Source organism: Pseudomonas sp. 65/3-MNA-CIBAN-0223 (genome assembly GCF_040310425.1).
Taxonomy (GTDB): domain Bacteria; phylum Pseudomonadota; class Gammaproteobacteria; order Pseudomonadales; family Pseudomonadaceae; genus Aquipseudomonas; species Aquipseudomonas gregormendelii.
This window is the reverse complement of record NZ_JBEOPV010000030.1, coordinates 44524-63882: the sequence shown is the minus strand read 5'-3', so window position 1 is coordinate 63882 and position 19359 is coordinate 44524. Positions and strand designations below refer to the sequence as shown.

The 19359-nt window shown below is 55.9% G+C and carries 11 protein-coding genes and 4 pseudogenes; 4 read left to right on the top strand and 11 right to left on the bottom strand.

All coding sequences use genetic code 11. The features are described from left to right. Positions 1-405 precede the first annotated feature (405 nt). Positions 406-1551, top strand: a pseudogene (locus AAEZ09_RS26030) (recombinase family protein); the annotation flags it as partial. 520 nt (positions 1552-2071) lie between these two features. Further along, a pseudogene (locus AAEZ09_RS26025) lies at positions 2072-2761 on the top strand (group II intron maturase-specific domain-containing protein); the annotation flags it as partial. Between the two features lie 151 nt (positions 2762-2912). Here AAEZ09_RS26025 and AAEZ09_RS26020 read toward each other — a convergent pair. The 5 genes from AAEZ09_RS26020 to AAEZ09_RS26000 form a co-directional block, all read right to left on the bottom strand. Then, positions 2913-3245, bottom strand: a complete 333-nt coding sequence (locus AAEZ09_RS26020; RefSeq protein ID WP_028623302.1) for a DUF2790 domain-containing protein — start codon at positions 3243-3245, stop codon at positions 2913-2915. 145 nt (positions 3246-3390) lie between these two features. After that, the gene (locus tag AAEZ09_RS26015) at positions 3391-3591 is read right to left on the bottom strand and encodes a co-regulatory protein PtrA N-terminal domain-containing protein (RefSeq protein WP_028623303.1); all 201 of its coding nucleotides are present in this window, start codon (positions 3589-3591) and stop codon (positions 3391-3393) included. A 141-nt stretch (positions 3592-3732) separates the two neighbouring features. Further along, positions 3733-6900 carry a CusA/CzcA family heavy metal efflux RND transporter gene (locus AAEZ09_RS26010; RefSeq protein WP_028623304.1) on the bottom strand — a complete coding sequence of 1056 codons (3168 nt, stop codon included), beginning with the start codon at positions 6898-6900 and terminating at the stop codon, positions 3733-3735. A 26-nt stretch (positions 6901-6926) separates the two neighbouring features. Continuing rightward, a complete protein-coding gene (locus AAEZ09_RS26005; protein ID WP_028623305.1) occupies positions 6927-8159 on the bottom strand; it encodes an efflux RND transporter periplasmic adaptor subunit in 1233 nt (410 codons plus the stop codon). Between the two features lie 88 nt (positions 8160-8247). After that, complete coding sequence (locus tag AAEZ09_RS26000; protein ID WP_350601323.1) at positions 8248-9534, bottom strand: TolC family protein; 1287 nt, start codon at positions 9532-9534, stop codon at positions 8248-8250. Between the two features lie 488 nt (positions 9535-10022). On the opposite strand from AAEZ09_RS26000, the gene AAEZ09_RS25995 reads away from it, so the two are divergent. Continuing rightward, positions 10023-10697, top strand: a complete 675-nt coding sequence (locus AAEZ09_RS25995) for a heavy metal response regulator transcription factor (RefSeq protein WP_028623307.1) — start codon at positions 10023-10025, stop codon at positions 10695-10697. Further along, positions 10694-12130, top strand: coding sequence for a heavy metal sensor histidine kinase (locus AAEZ09_RS25990; protein ID WP_028623308.1), 1437 nt, complete (start codon positions 10694-10696; stop codon positions 12128-12130). Before AAEZ09_RS25995 ends, AAEZ09_RS25990 begins: the two co-directional genes overlap by 4 nt. Before the next feature lie 145 nt (positions 12131-12275). Here AAEZ09_RS25990 and AAEZ09_RS25985 read toward each other — a convergent pair whose 3' ends face one another. The 6 genes and pseudogenes from AAEZ09_RS25985 to AAEZ09_RS25960 form a co-directional block, all read right to left on the bottom strand. Further along, positions 12276-13187 carry a cation diffusion facilitator family transporter gene (locus AAEZ09_RS25985; RefSeq protein WP_028623309.1) on the bottom strand — a complete coding sequence of 304 codons (912 nt, stop codon included), beginning with the start codon at positions 13185-13187 and terminating at the stop codon, positions 12276-12278. Between the two features lie 99 nt (positions 13188-13286). After that, entirely contained in the window at positions 13287-13574 is a 288-nt protein-coding gene (locus tag AAEZ09_RS25980; protein ID WP_350601328.1) for a DUF3703 domain-containing protein, read from the bottom strand. Between the two features lie 23 nt (positions 13575-13597). Beyond that, positions 13598-14425, bottom strand: a pseudogene (locus tag AAEZ09_RS25975) (HAD-IC family P-type ATPase); the annotation flags it as partial. Between the two features lie 81 nt (positions 14426-14506). Next, a pseudogene (locus tag AAEZ09_RS25970) lies at positions 14507-15119 on the bottom strand (multicopper oxidase domain-containing protein); the annotation flags it as partial. Between the two features lie 217 nt (positions 15120-15336). Further along, positions 15337-15540: a co-regulatory protein PtrA N-terminal domain-containing protein gene (locus AAEZ09_RS25965; protein WP_028623311.1), complete on the bottom strand. Its 204-nt coding sequence runs from the start codon at positions 15538-15540 to the stop codon at positions 15337-15339. Between the two features lie 633 nt (positions 15541-16173). Continuing rightward, positions 16174-19359 (bottom strand): efflux RND transporter permease subunit, encoded by a 3186-nt coding sequence (locus AAEZ09_RS25960; RefSeq protein ID WP_028623312.1) that lies wholly within the window; start codon positions 19357-19359, stop codon positions 16174-16176.

Here is a 19359-nt window from a genome sequence, read left to right as displayed (position 1 = left end):
CGTTACCTCGAAGCGGGAACGATGTCGGGCGGACTCGTCAGCCGACGGCAGGAAGGGACGCCGCAAGGCGGCCCGCTAACGCCGGCAACAATAGAGCAAACTCTCGGATAAACTGGGGGCTGCGCATTGCCAGGGAGAGTTTTGCTCCGAGGTATGCAGGATGCCCCGACGTCGAGATTGTTCTCGTCATTGAGGTCATCGCCTCCACTGACGGGAGACTTCAGTCATGAGCCGAAAACCGCGGATCTGGCATATTCGTCTGGCTTTCGAGCCAAATCGGTTCTCTTGTGAGCAGCTCGAGAGGGTCTACGAGCAGCTAAAACCGACAGATGCGCGCGGTTCCTCAGAATTGCCACAACCCCAATCCTCTGTGACAAAGCATCGTGCTGCCAAGCGAGGTGAACAATGAGCCAGGCTGTGATGGTGGCGTTCTATGCTCGCGTATCCTCTGATCAACAGGCTAAACGCGGCACGATTGAAAGCCAGATTGCCGCGTTGACAGAGCGGATCGTGGCTGATGGTGCCCACGTTGCTGAGGACATGCGCTTTGTCGATGCAGGCGTCAGCGGCGCGACGCTGATTCGCCCACAATTGGAACGGCTCAGAGACCGCGCTGCACTTGGCCTGGTGGAACGTCTCTACGTCCTGTCCCCAGACCGGCTGTCGCGAAAATATGCTCACCAGGCCTTGCTGATGGAAGAACTATCGGCGTGCGGCGTACAGGTCGTGTTCCTCAATCATGCCATTGGCGTCACGCCAGAGGAGTCGTTGCTGCTGCAGATGCAGGGCATGATCGCGGAATATGAGCGTGCCAAAATCATGGAGCGCCATCGTCGCGGCAAGCTTCATGGGGCCAGACGTGGCAGCATCAATGTGCTGTCGACTGCGCCGTACGGTTATCGCTACATTCGTAAGCAACTTGATGGCGCACCCGCACAGTACGTTATCGACCTGCCGCAAGCGGCGACGGTCAGAACCATCTTTCAATGGATTGGGATGGAGCGACTGAGCATCGGCGAAGTGGTGCGACGCCTTGGGGCAACCGGCACCGTCACCGCCTCAGGTAAACCGTATTGGGATCGCAGCACTGTATGGGGAATATTGCAAAATCCAGCCTACATGGGCCGGGCCGCTTTCGGTAAAACACAGGCGCGTGATCGTTTACCTCGGATACGCGCACAACGCCACAGTGCCGAGGTGCCCAGGAAGGGCTACTCCACCGTACGTACCGATCCGAGTCAGTGGATCGAGATAGCCGTACCGGCGATTGTCAGCGAAGGGTTGTTTCAGTCGGTTCAAGAGCAACTTGCTGAGAATCGCAAAGCGACTCGTCAGCGCCGTCATGGTGCGGTCTACCTGCTTCAGGGCTTGACCGTTTGCGGCCATTGTCACTACGCCTATTACGGTAAAAAGGTCAGCAAGGCAGCGGCCAAAGTCCAACGTCGGGACTATGCCTATTATCGTTGCATTGGAACCGATGCCTACCGCTTTGGTGGCGAACGCGTCTGTGACAATCAGCAAATACGAACGGACCGTCTCGATGAACTGGTGTGGCAGCAGGTTGTTGAGCTGCTCGCCCACCCTGGAAGGCTAAAGAATGAATATGAACGTCGGCTGGGAATCCTCGAAGAAAAAGAAAAAACAAACCTTGATACGGCCGCACTGGAACGACAACGACTGCAGCTGGACAAAGGCAGGTCGCGGCTCATCGATAGTTATGCCGAGGGTATGATCGACAAAATGGACTTTGATCCGAAGATGCGGCACTTGAAGAGCCGTCTGGAGCAGCTTGATCAGCAGATTCAGGACTCACGGCGTCATCAGGTGGGGCAGCGCGAGCTGTTTCTCGTGATTAATCGTCTCGAAGAGTTTGCCGCGGCTGTCCATGACCGACTGGGCACTGTCGATTTCGTCACCAAGCGCGAGATCATCCGCGGTCTGGTCAAACGCGTCGAGATTCACAAAGACGAGATTTTGGTGGTGTTCCGGGTTGATCCGGATCCCGGGTTCAACGCCAGCGAGACGTCGACTGGCTCCGGCACCAGAGAAAAAAGTATGCAAGATCGTACGCGGCGTAATCTCGCCGTTGCTGTCGAACATCCTGCTCAACGAACTCGACCGCGAACTGGAACGGCGAGGCCATCGCTTCGTGCGTTATGCCGACGACGCGAACATCTATGTGCGCAGTCAGCGAGCTGGCACGCGGGTGATGGCCGGTGTTGAGCGTTTCCTGAATCAGCGCCTGAAACTGACGCTGAACCGGGAAAAGAGCCGCGTAGCACGGCCTTGGGTCTGCGACTATCTGGGTTATGGGATGAGCAGGCATCAGCAACCGAGGCTGAGAGTGGCGACGATGAGTCTGGGTCGCTTGCACGACCGGTTAAGAGACCTGCTGCGCGGGGCGCGGGGCCACAAGATGGCGAATGTCATCGAGCGGATAAACCCTGTGCTGCGCGGGTGGGCAGGCTACTTCAAGCTCAGTCAGAGCAAACGGCCACTTGAGGAAATTGACGGCTGGGTGCGGCGCAAACTTCGCTGCGTCGTCTGGCGTCAATGGAAGCGGCCCTCAACGAGGGCACGTAACTTGAAGCGCCTGGGGCTTAGCGAAGCTCGCGCCTGCAAATCAGCCTTCAATGGCCGAGGCCCATGGTGGAGCTCGGGAGCATCTCATATGAATCAGGCGCTGCCGAAGAAGCTATGGGATCAACTTGGGTTGGTCTCGGTACTGGATACGATAAACCGGCTTAGCCGCATAGCTTGAACCGCCGTATACGGATCCGTACGTACGGTGGTGTGAGAGGACGGCGGATGTAAATCCGCCTCCTACTCGATCTGCACATAAAAAACGCCCGACACCTCTAAGTGATGAAGTACATCGAGCGTTATGAATCCGTCTGACAGGAGTGCAACTGCTAGCCACCTCGGTTACGGCACTCTCCAGCCACTGTGTACCTGATCGTATTTAGCTGCCCTTCTGAGTCTTCATATGTCATTGCGGCGGGCACCACTGCGCAGACTTTCGCAGGCCGCACCATACTAACCACCTTTACAACATCCAACTTCATCCCGTACTCGTATTGCTTAGCTACAGGAGCGCTCTTTCCCTGACTAATCGCATACTGCTCCATGGCTTTAGCATTAGCAGCCATCATTTTTTCAAAGGCCTTATCCCCTCCGCCTTCAGCAAGTACGCTTGAAGAAATCGCCAGAGTTCCAGCGAAAGCGATGATGTTCATAAACTTCATATCTTGTACCTCATATAATCATTGCTACAAGGATATCAATTCGAACATTGCGACGGCGTGGCATTAGGATTACGAATGTGTAATCAAGCTATCCATAAAAAACCCGCCACCGAAAACCGGGAGCGGGTGTTTTACATGTGTCCTACTATATTTCTTTAGTCGTCTCATCTTTAGCATCACTTGACACCACCGGGGCATTTTTCCCTTCTCTGGCAGCATATGCCTCCATTGCCCGGTCCTTCGCCGCCATCATTCTCTCGAAGGTTCTGTCTCCACCACCTTCAGCCATTGCAACCGAAGAAAGGAGCAAAGCGCCTGCGAGAGCAAATATTTGGGTAAGTTTCATTCTGACACCTCATATAGATAACGCTATTAGTGTATCAATCCGAACCTATCATCACGGTGGCACCAAGATTACAGATCCGTAATGTAACCTGCGTAAAAAGCCCGCTACTGAATCTCAGCAGCGGGCTTTAAAATCGAAGAACTATACGGTTGCTGTTTTTTCTTCTTCTGCTTCATCCTCATCTCGACGGTGCGCCCAGTGATACAGCGCAGGCAGTATCAGCAGGGTCAACGCAGTTGAAGACAGGATGCCACCGATCACCACGGTAGCCAGTGGTCGTTGGACCTCTGCCCCGGTTCCAGTGGCCAGAGCCATAGGAATAAAGCCAAGGGAGGCCACCAGAGCTGTCATCAACACTGGACGCAACCGTGTCAGGGCTCCTTCGTTGATCGCAGAACTCAACGAATGTCCCTCCTCTCGAAGATTGCGGATGAAAGCGATCATCACCAGACCGTTCAGCACCGCCACTCCCGACAAAGCAATGAAACCAACACCCGCCGAGATTGATAGCGGAATATCACGTAGCCACAAAGCCATGACTCCACCCGTCAACGCGAATGGAATCCCGGTGAACACCAACAGGCCGTCCTTGAGATTGTTGAACATCATGAACAGTAGGGCGAATACCAGGAGCAGGGCCACCGGGACAACGATCTGTAGGCGTTTGGCCGCTGATTGGAGTTGTTCGAACTGCCCACCCCAGTTGATCCAATAACCGGCCGGGATCTGCACCTCTTGATCAATGGCGCTGCTGGCTTCCTGTACAAACGAGCCGATATCTCGTCCACGCACGTTGGCGCTGACGATCACCAGACGCTTACCGTTTTCACGACTGACCTGGTTCGGCCCCAGCACCAGATCGAGGGTCGCCACTTCTGAAAGGGCAATGAAACCGATCTGATCGGCATTGCCATTGAGCAGCGCCGGCACTGGAATCAGCAGCGTGGACAATCCCTCGACGTCCTTGCGCATGGCGTCGGATAAACGCACCACCATGTCGAAGCGGCGGTCTCCCTCATACATCGTACCGGCCTGGCGGCCACCGACCGCCACCGCAATGGTGTCTTGTACGTCGCCAACGTTCAGACCGTAACGTGCAGCTTTGTCACGGTCGATGTTGATGGTCAGCACCGGCAGCCCCGTCGTCTGCTCGACTTTGACCTCGGAGGCGCCATCGACCTTCTGCATGGACGCGGCAATTTTCGCAGCGGTGCTGTTAAGCACCGCCATGTCATCACCAAAGACCTTGACCGCCACATCACTACGCACGCCTGAAATCAACTCGTTAAAACGTAGTTGAATAGGCTGGGAAAGCTCATAGTTGCTACCGGGCATAGCGGCCGCAGCTTTCTGGATCTCGGCTGTCAAAGCCTCCCGGGATTTATCTGGATCAGGCCATTGATCCTTCGGCTTGAGCATCACATAACTGTCAGAGATGTTCGGTGGCATTGGATCGGAGGCGATCTCTGCGGTACCGGTTCGAGCAAACATCCGCTCGACTTCAGGCACTTTTTCCAGCACAAGTTTTTCCAGGCGCTGCTGCATTTCCACCGATTGCGTCAGGCTGGTACCGGGTACTCGCAATGCTTGCAGGGCAAAATCGCCTTCGCTGAGACTCGGCACAAACTCACTGCCCATTCGACTGGCGACCACACCACACGCAGCGATGACGCCTAGTGCCATGGCGAATGCCAGCGATCGATGGCTCATGACCCAATCCAGCGCGGGTGCATACACCCGACGCGCCCCACGCATGATCACGTTCTCTTCTTCCTTGACCTTGCCCGTCACGAACATGGCAATTGCCGCAGGAACAAAGGTAACGGACAGCAGCATGGCGCCGAGCAAGGCGATCACGACGGTAAACGCCATGGGGTGGAACATTTTCCCTTCGACACCGGTCAGGGCAAAAATCGGCAGATAAACGACCATGATGATCAACTGGCCGAAAATCAGCGGTCGACGGGCCTCCTTGGCTGCTGCAAACACTTCGTGAAAGCGTTCGGAGCGCGTGAGGATGCGCCCGTGGTGCTGCTGCGCATGGGCCAGACGCCGGATGGCATTTTCGACAATCACCACCGCACCGTCGACGATGATGCCGAAGTCCAGAGCCCCAAGGCTCATTAGGTTGGCGCTGATTTTGTTGGTAAACATGCCGGTGAAGGTGAAGAGCATGGCCAGAGGAATGACCATGGCAGTGATCAGTGCTGCGCGAATGTTGCCCAGGAACAGGAACAGAATCGCGATTACCAGGATTGCACCTTCAATCAGGTTCTTCTTGACCGTGGCAATCGCCTTGTCCACCAGGTTGGTACGGTCGTAAACGGTGACCGCCACCACCCCTTTGGGCAGTGAGCGATTGATTTGCTCCAGCTTGACGGCAACGGCCTGAGACACGGTACGGCTGTTCTCGCCGATCAACATGAACACTGTGCCGAGTACGACTTCACGACCGTTTTCGGTAGCCGCGCCAGTGCGCATTTCACGGCCGATATCCACGGTCGCCACATTCTTTATGCGGATAGGAGTGCCATCGACGTTGGCCATCACGATATTGGCGATGTCGTCGGTGGTCGCCACCTGGCCGGGGGCACGAATCAGTAGTTGTTCGCCACTGCGCTCAATGTAGCCGGCGCCGACGTTGGCGTTGTTGCGTTCCAGCGCTGTCACAAGGTCTGTCAGAGTCAGCTTGTAAGCCGCCAAGCGTTTTGGATCGGGAGCAATCTGGTACTCCTTGGCGAACCCGCCAATGGTGTTGATTTCGGCGACCCCGGGAACGTTGCGCAGCTGAGGTTTGATAATCCAGTCCTGGATCACCCTCAGGTCGGTCGGAGTATAGGGGCTGCCGTCCTCCTTGACGGCGCCTTCTTCGGCCTCGACCGTCCACAGAAAAATCTCACCCAGGCCGGTAGAGATTGGCCCCATGACGGCTTCCACGCCCTCGGGCAGTTGTTCCTTGGCCACCTGCAATCGCTCGTTGACCAATTGCCGAGCGAAGAATAGGTCAGTGCCTTCCTTGAAGATCACCGTGACTTGCGACAGGCCCGAGCGTGAGAGCGAACGCGTCTGCTCAAGTGCCGGCAGGCCTGCCATGGCGGTTTCGATGGGGAAAGTGATGCGCTGCTCGGTCTCCAGCGGCGAGAAACCTGCGGCACCCGTATTGATTTGCACCTGGACGTTGGTGATGTCGGGTACGGCGTCGATCGGCAGCTGCTTGTAGCTGGCTATGCCGAGGCCGGCCATGAGGAGAACCGCGAGCAGTACGATGATGCGCTGCTCGATGGCAAATTGGATCAGGCGTTCGAACATGAGAACCTTCTCGTGGAAGTGGCGGATCAGTGGGCGTGTTCAGCCGAGGCTTTACCCAGTTCTGATTTCAGAATGAAGCTGCCGGCAGCAGCGACTTGAACACCGGGCTCCAGGCCCTCTGTGATCTCGACCAGACCCGCCGCACGGCTGCCTATTACCACCGGCTGCGCCTTAAACCCGTCATCAGTTCGAACGAAAACTGTTGGCTTATCCTCGACCGTCTGGATCGCCGCTTCTGGCACTGCGACTTTCGTCAGCCGAGTATCGGTGTCAACCAGCACTGTCACGAACAGCCCGGGACGCCAAGCGCCTTGCGGGTTCGCCAGAGTTACGCGAACCGTGGCGGTACGGGTCTGCTCGCCCAACAAATTCCCGACGTAAGCCACGGTTCCCGTGACTTCGGCGTTCAACTCGGGGGCACTGACCGTGACGGCCTTGCCCACCAGCACCTTGTTCAGATCCTTGGGGGAAACGCCGAAAGTTACCCACACACGCGACAAGTCCGAGAGGGTGAAGGCATTGGTGGTTTCGCTGATAACCTCACCGAGACCCAAGTGTTTCTCGACTACGACGCCGTCAAACGGCGCACGCAGCTCATATCGGTTGCCGCCGCTGACCACCGAGCTGCCACTGAGTACGCTGATTTTTTGTCGGGTATTGCTGAGGGCGATTTCGGCTTCTTGCAGAGCCTGGCGGGCTTGAAGGAAATCCTGTTCGGCAGAGATTTTGTCCTGCCATAACTGGCGCTCACGCTCGTAGGTGGTACGCGCCAACTCCAGACGACGTTGCGCCGCAGCTTGCTCACTGCGCTGATCAGAAATTTGTTGGCTGGCGATCACGGCCATTAGCTGACCTTTTTTCACCTGTTGGCCAAGATTGACATGTACCGACTCGACGACACCGGGCACCCGGGGCACCACATGCGCAGTGCGGTCTTCATCGAAACGGATTTCTCCAGGAAAGGGCAATGAAAGGCTAATGCTCTGTGCCTTAGCTTCGGCCAACTGGATACCGGCCGAGCTGATCTGCTCGTCGCTCAGTGTCAGGTGACCTTCTTGCGTTTCGCCTTCGGCATGTCCGCCTTCAGCTGACTCCTTGGCGGCACCCTCGTTGCCGTGATCGTCGGGATCGTCGTGGCCCTGTTCTTCTTGCGCCTGAGCCTCAGTGGACGGTACTGACGTGCTACCCATCCAGAGCGAACCAATTCCTATGCCCACCGTCAGGGTCAGTGCGGTGACAAGGATTTGTTTTTTATCCATGGAGACTCCCTGCGCAGCTCAGTTGGCAGTCACGGAATACCGTGGCACTGCGATGCTGAGCAGCGGTAAAAAAAGCGTTATATGAAATTCAAGGGGTACGAGTGAGCTGGTCGACATCACCGAAAATTCGCTCGATGCGCACCCAGGCGTCTGTCGCCTCTGCAATGGCCTGGATGTATTGGGTGCGTGCGCTGATTAAGGTGCGCTGGGCATCGAGCACGTCCAGGAAGTTGAATTTGCCCATTTCGAAACCTCGGGTAGCGGTGTCGACGGCACTTTGCGCGGCAGGCAGGATGGTTTGATTGAACGACGTGACTTCGGTGTTCGCCGTCATCCACTGATCCAGAGTGGTCTGGATTTCTGTGCGCAGACGTAACTCACTGGCATTGCGCAGGTCGCGGGCCTGATCAGTTCGGCGGGCGGCTGCCAGTACATTGCCCTGGTTACGGTTGAACAACGGGATGGGCATCGACAGCCCCACGACATTCACCCGCTCGCGTTCCCTTTCATCGTATTGGCTGCCGACACTCACGGTGAGGTCCGGAATACGCTGAGCTTTCTCCAGGCCCAGGGAGGCTTCACGCTGATCGATTTGCAGCTTTGCCAACCGTAGTTCTGCGGTTTCACCAATGCGATCAAGCAGCAGTGAAGGTTCCGGCACCGTTGGCATCGACCGGCCTGAATCCCCCACAGACGCGAATGCAGGCAACGGTGCCCCCATGACCTGAGCGAGTTGCTGATAGGCACGGGCCTCATCCCGCTCGGCTCGCCTCAATTCCAGGCGCACCTCAGACAGCTGGACCTCTGCTCGCGTACCTTCAACAGGCGATGACTTGCCGCTGTTGATACGCCCTTGAGCAACACGCAAACCGCGCTCGGCGAGTTCAAGGGATTGACGTGACAAGAGCAACCTTTGCTGCGCCGTTGATGAGCTGTAAAACGCCTGGATGACATCGGCACGCAAAACATTACGTTTGCGCTCCAGTTCAATTCCAGCCGCATCCTGAGCTCGGCTGGCAACGTCTATCCTGGCCCCACGCTTGCCACCAAGCTCGATCGGCTGGTTGATCATCACCGTCGTAGTGCGTGAATTTCGTCGGGTATCTTCAGCCTCCCAGGACAGCTCGGGGTTAGGAATCAAGCCCGCTTGTTGTCGACCTCCTTTAGCGATAGCAATTTCCCACTGGGCTGCAGCCAGGTCGGGATTGTTGGCAAAGGCCGTTTCCAGTGCTTGATCCATGGTTAGCGTCTGCGAAGACGAAACTGCGGCGAAGCTGGTGCCTGCCAGTGAGAACACACCACTTAAGCCTACTACCAGTAAGGCCTTTTTTATGCTCAAGGGTGCAGTTAACTTTCTATGCCGACGCAATTTCATAGATCCTTTAACGCTAATATTCTATGCATAAATGTAGAGTTTTCCACTTATCAGCAAGGTGACTGAAAAATTACAAATACGTTATTCAGCGATCCGGCTGTATTTTTTGCACTAGTATAGGAGGAGTTAAAAAATAGATGCATAAGGTCGGCAATATGACGAAACAGATCTCAGGCCAATATCTGCCGAACAGCACTTGTCGAAGCTTGATAAGCATGGGCGTCGTCATTCATGGCTAGATTCAAGAGCTCTTTGTGCGACACATTGTCGCAAGAGGCTGCTTTGATGGCTCAAGAGCGGGGCTTTGGCTTGACCCTGTAGCAGCTACAGGCTTTAGGATGATGATCATTAGCTAGCGGCTGGACATTGAGGCCACGAACAACTGACGAGTTTCAAAGTCGTATTATTTCGGTCAGAAAACCCTAAAAAAGTACTAACTTTTCTGAATTAACTAATTATTTTTTGCCATTAAACATGGGTGACATATCATGCGAATCCTTGTCATTGAGGACGAGCCTAAAACTGCCGAATACTTGCATCAAGGGCTGACTGAAAGTGGCTATATTGTAGACCGTGCAGTAACTGGCACAGATGGACTTCATCTGGCGCGTCAACATGTCTATGACTTGGTGATACTTGACGTTAATCTTCCAGAACTTGATGGTTGGGGTGTTCTTGAACGTCTGCGCCAAAGCAGTAATGCCCGGGTCATGATGTTGACGGCCCGAGGGCGCCTGGCGGACAAGATCCGCGGATTGGATTTAGGCGCCGATGACTATCTGGTCAAACCGTTTGAGTTTCCTGAGCTACTGGCACGGGTACGAACCCTGTTGCGCCGCAGTGAGCACATTCCTGTCCCGCAGGTACTCAAGGTAGCCGATCTGGAGCTCGACCAAGGACGCCACCGTGCTTTTCGGGGTGATCAGCGCATAGATCTGACGACCAAGGAGTTTGCGCTTCTGCACCTGCTGATGCGTCAGACTGGAGAAGTGCTCTCCCGCACCCAAATCATTTCATTGGTCTGGGACATGAACTTTGACTGCGACACTAACGTTGTCGAAGTCTCAATTCGTAGATTGAGAGCCAAAATCGACGACCCCTTCGATAACAAATTGATCCATACGCTACGCGGTGTTGGCTACGTACTGGAGGCGCGCGAATGAAGCCGGTCAGCCTGTCAATGCGACTAGGTTTGACGGTGAGTATTCTGGGGACGTTGCTGGTAGTGTTTTTGGCTGTCCTGGCTTTTTTCGCGTTAACGCATGAGTTGGACAAGCTGGCGAAAAGCAGCCTGGACAATAAAATGCAGCAGGTTGAACACCACCTCTCACTATACGAGGACACGGCCGACGTAAACTCGAAGCCGCACTTATTGCTGGATCAAGTCATGGGGCATGACAATCTGAACCTGGCCATCTATGACCTGACAAACCTCAGGACGCCCTTACTGAGATTCGGGTCTGGTTTGTTGGATCCGCGGATTGAGTTGAAGGCTGCGACTGCTGCCGCCGACAAGATTTCATTCTCCGCCAGTTCCGATGGTGAGGGTCGACACTCCCTTACCGCGTCCAAGCTCATGCGATTAAAGAACGGTATGAGCGTTCCCGTATTGCTGTCGATGGATGGTGCAAACGATGAAGCGCTGCTCAGCGCGTATCTTCGGTCGACGATTATTACTCTGCCGCTTTTGCTGATACTCATCGGAATAAGTGCTTGGGCCGTAGTGCAGCGAGGACTTTCTCCGCTGAGAGAGTTCCGGAAGGTCGCCGCCATGATCTCGGCTCAAGACCTCAGCCATCGACTCTCTGTGGTCAAAATGCCTCAGGAGCTCAGTGAGCTGGCCCATGGCATCAACTTCATGCTGCACCGACTCGACAACGGTATTCAGCAGCTGTCGCAGTTCTCCGATGATTTGGCCCACGAACTGCGATCCCCCATCAGCAATTTGATGGGCAAGGCCCAGGTGACCCTGTCTCGGGAGCGGCCGGCCGAAGAGTACAAAGCGGTGCTGGAGTCATGCACCGAAGAGTTGGGCCGTGTCACCCGAATTGTCTCGGATATGCTCTTCCTTGCTCAGGTCAGTCACCCCGCGGCGCTCGTCCCGTTCGAGACAATTACTTTAAATGATGAAGCATTGAAGGTCGTCGATCTGTTTTCACTGTCTGCGGAAGAGAAACGGGTCAGCCTGAGCGTCACCGGACACGGCAAGACCATTGGCGACAGGTTGATGATTCAGCGAGCAATATCAAACCTGTTGTCCAACGCGATACGCCACTGCCCGCCAGGACAATCCATTTCAATTGTTATCGAAAACCATGCCGAACAAGTTTCGCTACTTGTAGGCAACCCAGGCGCAGGGATCGAGCCTCAGCATCTGGCGCACTTGTTCGACCGCTTTTATCGAGTCGATACCAGTCGTTCGCGTGCGGAAGGTGGTACCGGTCTTGGCTTGGCGATTGTTCGATCGATCATGAGCCTCCATCAGGGAACGGCGGAGGTTCAAAGCATGCCTGGCAGCATCACCACTTTCAGGCTGAGTTTTCCAAACCTCGACGGACAGACTACCTGGCAGCAGGCAAGAAAGGCTCAGGGGTAATTTCCGCCATCAAGCACCTGTAACTAGCGCTTAACGCCCCCCCTGCACCACTGGAAATGCTCAGGTGGTTCAGGGGCTTATTGTCCGTTGAGGTCTGACCACATGGCGGACCACACCTAGGCATGGATGTTCGCGAGGTACCTTTCTAGTGCTGCATGCCTTCGTTTTCTTCGAGCCCGGCATGAAACTGCGAGTTCTCTAATTGAAGGGTCGTATGGCTAATACGGAATGCCTCGCTCATCAGTCGAGTCACCTCAGCCAATATATCTTGCTCGGCTCGGGAGGAACGCTGGACGACAAGGTGTGCACTCATGACATTCTTCCCGCTGGTCAAAGCCCAGATATGCAGATCATGGATATCCTCAACGCCTTCAACCGCCCTGATTCTCACCTCCACTTCAGCGATATCGATACCATCTGGAACCCCTTGCAACAGGATGTTCATGCTTTCTTTGAGCAAAACCCAGGTTCTGGGGAGAACCCACAGCCCGAGAGCCGCGGCAACGATCGAGTCAACCCAAGTCCATCCGGTAGAACGGATGATCAATGCCGCCCCTATTACGCCTATGGAGCCCAACATGTCGCTCCAAACCTCCAGGTACGCGCCTTTGACGTTAAGGCTTTCGGCACTGGCAGACATGAGCAAGCGCATTGAAACAAGGTTCACAACCAGCCCTATCACGGCGACGATCAGCATGCCTGTCGATTGGATTTCTGTCGGAGTTTTAAACCGCTGATAGGCCTCGTACAGGATGTACACCGCCACCATGAACAACAGAGTCGCGTTGAAAGCAGCTGCGAGGATTTCAAATCGTGCATAGCCAAATGTCCGTTTTTTATCCGCAGCGCGTTTGGCGATCTGAATAGCGACCAATGAAATAGCCAGGGCAGTGGAATCGGTCAGCATGTGAGCGGCGTCGGATAACAACGCCAAGCTGCCGGTAATGAAAGCCCCAATGACCTCTGCGACCATAAAGCTTGTCGTCAGCGCCAGAGCAATCCATAACTTTTTCTCGTGCCCTGCACGTGCTTGACCGTGACTATGACCAGCGCTCATATGACTCTCCATGTGTGTGAACGGATGCGACAACGACTCAGAAGACCGCCCCGGGTTACTCTTCGCTAAGAAGTGACTCCAGTTCTCGGGAGAGAGGCATCACCTGAAACGCACTGACTCGAGCGCGCCGGTATTTCCCGAAGGTACCCATACTTTAGAAAATAGCAGTGCTGCGAAGACACGTGGTATTTGTCCCCAAACCTCCCGAGGATCTTGTGCCCGGATGCCCACGTACAACATCAAGACGTGGGACTTTACATGTAGCGAGGTACGGCGCTGTGCCAGGATGTGGGTCCGCTCCAACCAATGGTAAGCGCGCTTATAATCTCGGGCCCGAATCGCAATACGGGCCTCGCCGAAGCCCTCAAGAGTTGCCCGATGCAACATCGCTTTCATGCGTAATCTCCGGACTATTTTTTCAGCAATCGCAGCCCATTCAGCACTACCAACAGGCTGACGCCGACATCTGCAAACACCGCCATCCACATGGTGGCCAAGCCCATCAAAGTGAACACCAGGAACAGAGCTTTGACGCCCAAGGCGAACCCGATGTTTTGCTTTAATACCGTGGCGGCTTGTCGAGACAGGCGGAAGAATGCCGGGATTTTCCGCAGGTCATCATCCATCAGCGCGACGTCAGCCGTTTCGATTGCGGTGCCGGTACCCGCAGCGGCCATAGCGAAACCGATCTGGGACTTGGCCAAGGCCGGCGCATCGTTTATCCCATCGCCGACCATCCCCACCACACGACCACGGTTCTGCAACTCAACAATGGCCTCGAGCTTGTCGGCGGGCCGCAAATTTCCTCGCGCCTCATCAATCCCGACTTGTTGCGCAATTGCCTGCGCAGTGTGTGAGTTGTCACCTGTCAGCATCATGGTCCTGATGCCCAGTTCATGAAGTTCTTTGATTGCGGTTTGACTTGAGTCCTTCGCCGTATCGGCAACCGCGAACAGCGCCATGACCTGCGTAGCGTTGCTCAATGCCACAACGGTTTTCCCCTGGCGCTCCAGACGACTCAGGGATTCGTTCAGTTGTGGCGTACCAAGACCCAATTCCTCAATGAGACGATGATTGCCCAGGTGATAAAGCTCACCCTCGACTATCCCCTTTACACCACGTCCGGGAAGGGCTTCAAAATTCTCGACAAGCTTGAGCGCTGAGGCGTCCAAGGCCGCGTGTTTAGCGATGGCCTTTGAGGCCGGGTGATCCGAGCGACCGCCCAGACTGGCGGCAATAATCTGAGGGTCTAGTTCTGAAATCTCGGCCAATGATCAGGTCAAATAGAGTGGCCTGTTGCGCGGTGTTTTTCATCAGCCCTCGGCCCACATCTTCCGATCAGTCACGGTGGCGGACCAACCGTTCTCGCTCACGTCATCGATGACGTCGCCGTCGGTGCGTTTGTGGAAATTGTAGTAGTCCGACTGCTTCTTGAGTGTGGCCATGACACGATCAGGATCTTCATCGGTCCAGTCAGACAGTATCACGACGTAGTCGCGAGTGGCTGTGGTACCAGTAGGTGCCGTTCTGGCGAACCTTGAATTTGTAGACGTACATGTCGTCTGGCTCGATACCGTGGAAGCTCAGGCCCGACATACCGTCTATATTGGCGGGCAGCAGGAGGCGGTGCCAATGGATAGAAGTGTTCTGCTCCAGGCGGTTTTTCACTCGCAGGGTGATGGTGTTGCCTTCACGCCAGCGCAGCAGAGGTCCAGGCAGGCTGCCGTTGATGGCCATGGCTATGCGCGGCGAGCCGGTGATATTCACCGGGGTTTCGCCGATCGACAGATCGAACTCCGTGCCGGATAGCACAGTGAGTTGACTAGGGCTGGTTACCGCCCAAACTGGGGGGCGCCACAGGCCTAGGCCTGCAAGAATGCCTCCGGCAGCCAGGCCTTTGACTAAGGTCCGTCTAGAGGTTTTGGAGTGCATGCCGTTTTTGTCAAATCAGTCAAAAGAAAGCAGTGCTGAACAGCCTGCGTGTGTTGCTTGCAGGTTGAACTGCCTTTCAGGCGTTTCTTCTCACACGGCTAACCAGCCGAGCCCGCTGCCGCTATAAGTCAGATGCACGCGCCAACGAACGTAGAAGTTGGCACATGTGAACCATCCGGATGATTACATTTCTGTCAACTTGGGGACGATAGACAGATCAGCAACTGGCGTGACCGGTCGCCTTGGCCTTGCTTTCAGCTACTGGGGCTTCTGCCTTCTGCTTCTGTGCAAGCTGGTAGTCCATCGAGACTTTTCGGGCTTGCTCCATATGCGCGATTACCCGGTCACCGCCACCTTCGGCCATAGCCAGGGAGGAGGCAGTCAGAGCGGTGATTATGAAGAGCGCTTTTATGGATTTCATTTGGGTATCCTCAAGTGAGATTTGGTTACCCCGTTGACTCCACCTCTCAAGGTGGTTCCGGGGGCTGAGCTTCAGGCGCGAAGCAACCATACCCATGTCGCCCTGTCAGAAACCTTAGGTGTACATTACATTTGTGTCAGGTTGCGATTTCCTCCTTGAACAGCCTGCTGCTCAATCCGTAAGGTCTCGTCCATCCTAAGCAATAATGCACGGCAGACTGTAGTGGTCTAATGAAACCTGACACCTCGATCTGGCGAGCATTCTCACCTAAATAGGTTCCGGGATTAGTTGACCACTACAGCTTGCCGGCCTTCACGGCTATTAACGTGCGCCAGTATCCGAAAGCCAAAGAAAGAGGCTGCGTCGTACTTACGGGATTACATCAAGTAGGTCCGCGAAAAAGGCGGGATGATTTTATAGCAGGCATCGTAGCCCTCCTCAGCCGTGGGTTAGCGGCTAGACCTGTGTTAGAGGTCACAAACGACCCGACGAAAGCGACGGAGTCGGTCGTTCTAGCCTTCCCTGAATAAGGCAAATACAATGGCATTCAGGGCGACGGTAGATGGTTTGGAGAGGGCTATGTTTATGAGCATAGCCTTACCTTTCTAGCCACCGTCTCCCCTTCATTTCACTCTAGCCGGTGGTCAACCCTTTTTGCAACGGCTTGGCCAGCTCTGATTCCCCATTGCGATACAGCAGGTGATAAAGCGCTGGCAACACTAAGAGGGTCAACAGCGTCGACGAAATGATACCGCCAATCACGACGGTCGCCAGGGGGCGCTGCACCTCGGCGCCGGTGCCAACATTGAGGGCCATTGGCACGAAGCCGAGGCTGGCGACCAACGCGGTCATCAGTACGGGGCGCAAGCGAGTCATCGCTCCATTGACGATCGCATCGTGCAATGGCTCGCCATCGGCTCGTAGCTTACTAATGAAGCTGATCATCACCAGGCCATTGAGCACTGCCACACCAGACAGCGCGATAAAGCCCACGCCGGTGGAGATCGAGAATGGGATGTCGCGTAGCCACAAAGCCAGCACACCGCCTGTCAACGCCAGTGGCACACCGCTGAATACGATGGTGGCGTCTTTCGCCGAGCCGAAGGCCATGAACAGCAGTCCGAAGATCAACAGCAATACCACTGGCACTACTACCGTCAGCCGCTGACTTGCCGAGATGAGCTGCTCGAAGGTACCACCGTACTCAACCCAGGTACCTACCGGCAGCTCGACCTCTGTAGCGATCTTGGCGCGCAGCTCTTCGACGAATGAGCCCAAGTCGCGACCGCGTACGTTGGCAGTGACCACCACGCGTCGTTTGCCATTCTCGCGACTGATCTGATTTGGGCCCAGTTCGGATACGATCTTGGCGACTGCGCTAAGCGGCACATGTCGGGGTGCGGAGACCAAACCTGCTTCATTGGAGTCGGCTGCTGCGGGTAGGGCAATCGCAAGGTCTGCGAGTACGTTGGGGTCAAGGCGCTGGCTGTCATCCAGGCGCACGACAATGTCGAAGCGGCGATCGCCGTCGAACAGCTGTCCGGCGGTGCCGCCACCCAGCGCCACGGACACGGCATCACCCAGATTGACCACTGAAAGACCATACCGCGCCAGTGCCGCGCGGTCGGGGATAATCGTCATCAGCGGCAACCCGGTGACCTGCTCCAGCTTCACGTCTGCCGCCCCGTCTATCCCGGCGGTAATCGTCTCGATATTTGCTCCGACAGTGGCCAGTTGCTCCAGGTCGTCGCCAAAGAGTTTGATTGCAACCTCGGCACGTACACCCGCGATCAGCTCGTTCATTCGCATCTGAACGGGTTGGGTGAACTCGTAGTTGTTGCCTGGGATGGCCCGGACTGCGGTTTCCATTTCTTCGACAAGCGCGGCTTTGGACTTGCGTGGGTTCGGCCAATCGGCGCGGTCCTTGAGTATGATGAAGGTATCGGCGACAGAAGGCGGCATTGGGTCAGTAGCTACTTCGGCTGTGCCAAGCTTGGCGACCACCTGTTCGACTTCAGGAAATGCCTTGATTCGCGCTTCGAGTTGCTCTTGCATGCCGATTGCCTGAGTCAGACTAGTGCCCGGAATACGCAGTGCGTGCAAGGCTATGTCGCCTTCGTCCAGGTTGGGAATGAACTCTGTGCCAAGGCGCGTCACCAACATACCGGCCAGTACGGTCAACACGATTGCCCCTGCCACAACGGCCACGGGCATGACCAGAACCTTGTGCAGCAGAGGCGCATAGATACGCTTCAACCCGCGCATGGCCCGGGTCTCATTTTCGTTGACCTTGCCGGCGACGAATTGCGCCACCGCTGCTGGCACGAACGTCAGGGACAGCGCCATCGCTGCGGTCAGTGCCATCACCACGGTAATTGCCATGGGGTGGAACATTTTCCCTTCGACACCGGTCAGGGCAAAGATCGGCAGATAAACGGCGGTGATGATGAACAGACCGAACAGGCTGGGCTTGATGACCTCCGCGCTGGCCGCGGCAGCCAGTTCGAAGCGCTCCTCGCGACTCAGCAGGCGCCCAAGTGAATGCTGGCGTTCGCCGAAGCGGCGCAGGCAGTTCTCGACGATGATCACCGCACCATCGACGATGAGACCGAAGTCCAGGGCTCCCAGGCTCATCAGGTTGGCCGAGACACGGTTGTGCACCATGCCGGTTATGGTCAAAAGCATGGTCAAGGGAATCACCGCAGCGGTGATCAAGGCTGCGCGCAGGTTGCCGAGCAGTAGAAACAGCACGGCCACGACCAGCAATGCACCTTCCACCAGGTTCTTCTGCACGGTTGCGATGCTGCGATCGACAAGGTCAGTGCGGTCATACACGGAGAGTGCACTGATGCCGTCGGGCAGCGTCTCGTTGATCTCCTTGAGCTTGTTCCCCGCACGCTGCGCGACATCACGACTGTTTTCGCCGATCAGCATGATCACCGTGCCAAGCACCACTTCGCGGCCGTCCTTGGTCGCCGCGCCGGTTCTGAGTTCGGAGCCTTCACTGACTTGGGCGACGTCACTGATGCGCAGTGCCAGCCCTTCGCGCATTGCCACCACCACTTCGCTCAGGCCCTCCGCTACACCGATCTGGCCGTGCAGCCGAATCAGGTGTTGCTCGCCGGAACGTTCGATGTAGCCGGCCCCTGTATTGGTGTTGTTGCGCTCAACTGCACTGAGCAGATCGTTCAGGGTCAGATCATAGGCAACCAGCTTGGCTGGATCGGGAGAGATGAGAATCTGGCGGACATGGCCGCCGATGGTGTTGACCTCCGTTACTCCCTTGAGATTTCGCAACTGAGGCCGAACGACCCAATCCTGCAGGCTGCGCAGGTCCGTCGAAGTCCATGGTGTGCCATCGGCTTTCATTGCGCCGGGTTCGGCTTCGACGGTATACATGAAGATTTCGCCAAGCCCGGTTGCTACCGGCCCCAAGTTCGGCTCCAGCCCTTGTGGCAGCTGCGCTGCGGCTTGCTGCAGCCGCTCGGCGACTTGTTGCCGGGCGAAGTAAATGTCAGTGCCATCCTCGAAGACTACGGTGACTTGGGACAAGCCATAGCGGGAAATGGACCGTGTGTATTGCAAGCGAGAGAGGCCGGCCAAGGCGGTCTCGACCGGATAGGTGACCCGCTGCTCGGCTTCCAGGGGCGAGTAGCCCGGCGCTTCGGTGTTGACCTGCACCTGAACGTTGGTAATGTCGGGCACCGCGTCGATCGGCAGGCGGCCGTAGTTCCAGATGCCGAGCGCAGAAACGCCCAGCATCAGAACTAGGACCAACCAGCGATGCGCTATCGCGGCGCGGATGGTTTTTTCTAACAT

Coding starts and splice junctions, on each gene's coding strand:
- AAEZ09_RS26010 (WP_028623304.1), bottom strand. CDS start 6,900: ATGTTCGAACGCCTGATCCAATTTGCCATCGAGCAGCGCATCATCGTA.
- AAEZ09_RS26005 (WP_028623305.1), bottom strand. CDS start 8,159: ATGGATAAAAAACAAATCCTTGTCACCGCACTGACCCTGACGGTGGGC.
- AAEZ09_RS25960 (WP_028623312.1), bottom strand. CDS start 19,359: ATGTTAGAAAAAACCATCCGCGCCGCGATAGCGCATCGCTGGTTGGTC.
- AAEZ09_RS26020 (WP_028623302.1), bottom strand. CDS start 3,245: ATGAAGTTTATGAACATCATCGCTTTCGCTGGAACTCTGGCGATTTCT.
- AAEZ09_RS25965 (WP_028623311.1), bottom strand. CDS start 15,540: ATGAAATCCATAAAAGCGCTCTTCATAATCACCGCTCTGACTGCCTCC.
- AAEZ09_RS25985 (WP_028623309.1), bottom strand. CDS start 13,187: ATGAGCGCTGGTCATAGTCACGGTCAAGCACGTGCAGGGCACGAGAAA.
- AAEZ09_RS25990 (WP_028623308.1), top strand. CDS start 10,694: ATGAAGCCGGTCAGCCTGTCAATGCGACTAGGTTTGACGGTGAGTATT.
- AAEZ09_RS25980 (WP_350601328.1), bottom strand. CDS start 13,574: ATGTTGCATCGGGCAACTCTTGAGGGCTTCGGCGAGGCCCGTATTGCG.
- AAEZ09_RS25995 (WP_028623307.1), top strand. CDS start 10,023: ATGCGAATCCTTGTCATTGAGGACGAGCCTAAAACTGCCGAATACTTG.
- AAEZ09_RS26015 (WP_028623303.1), bottom strand. CDS start 3,591: ATGAAACTTACCCAAATATTTGCTCTCGCAGGCGCTTTGCTCCTTTCT.
- AAEZ09_RS26000 (WP_350601323.1), bottom strand. CDS start 9,534: ATGAAATTGCGTCGGCATAGAAAGTTAACTGCACCCTTGAGCATAAAA.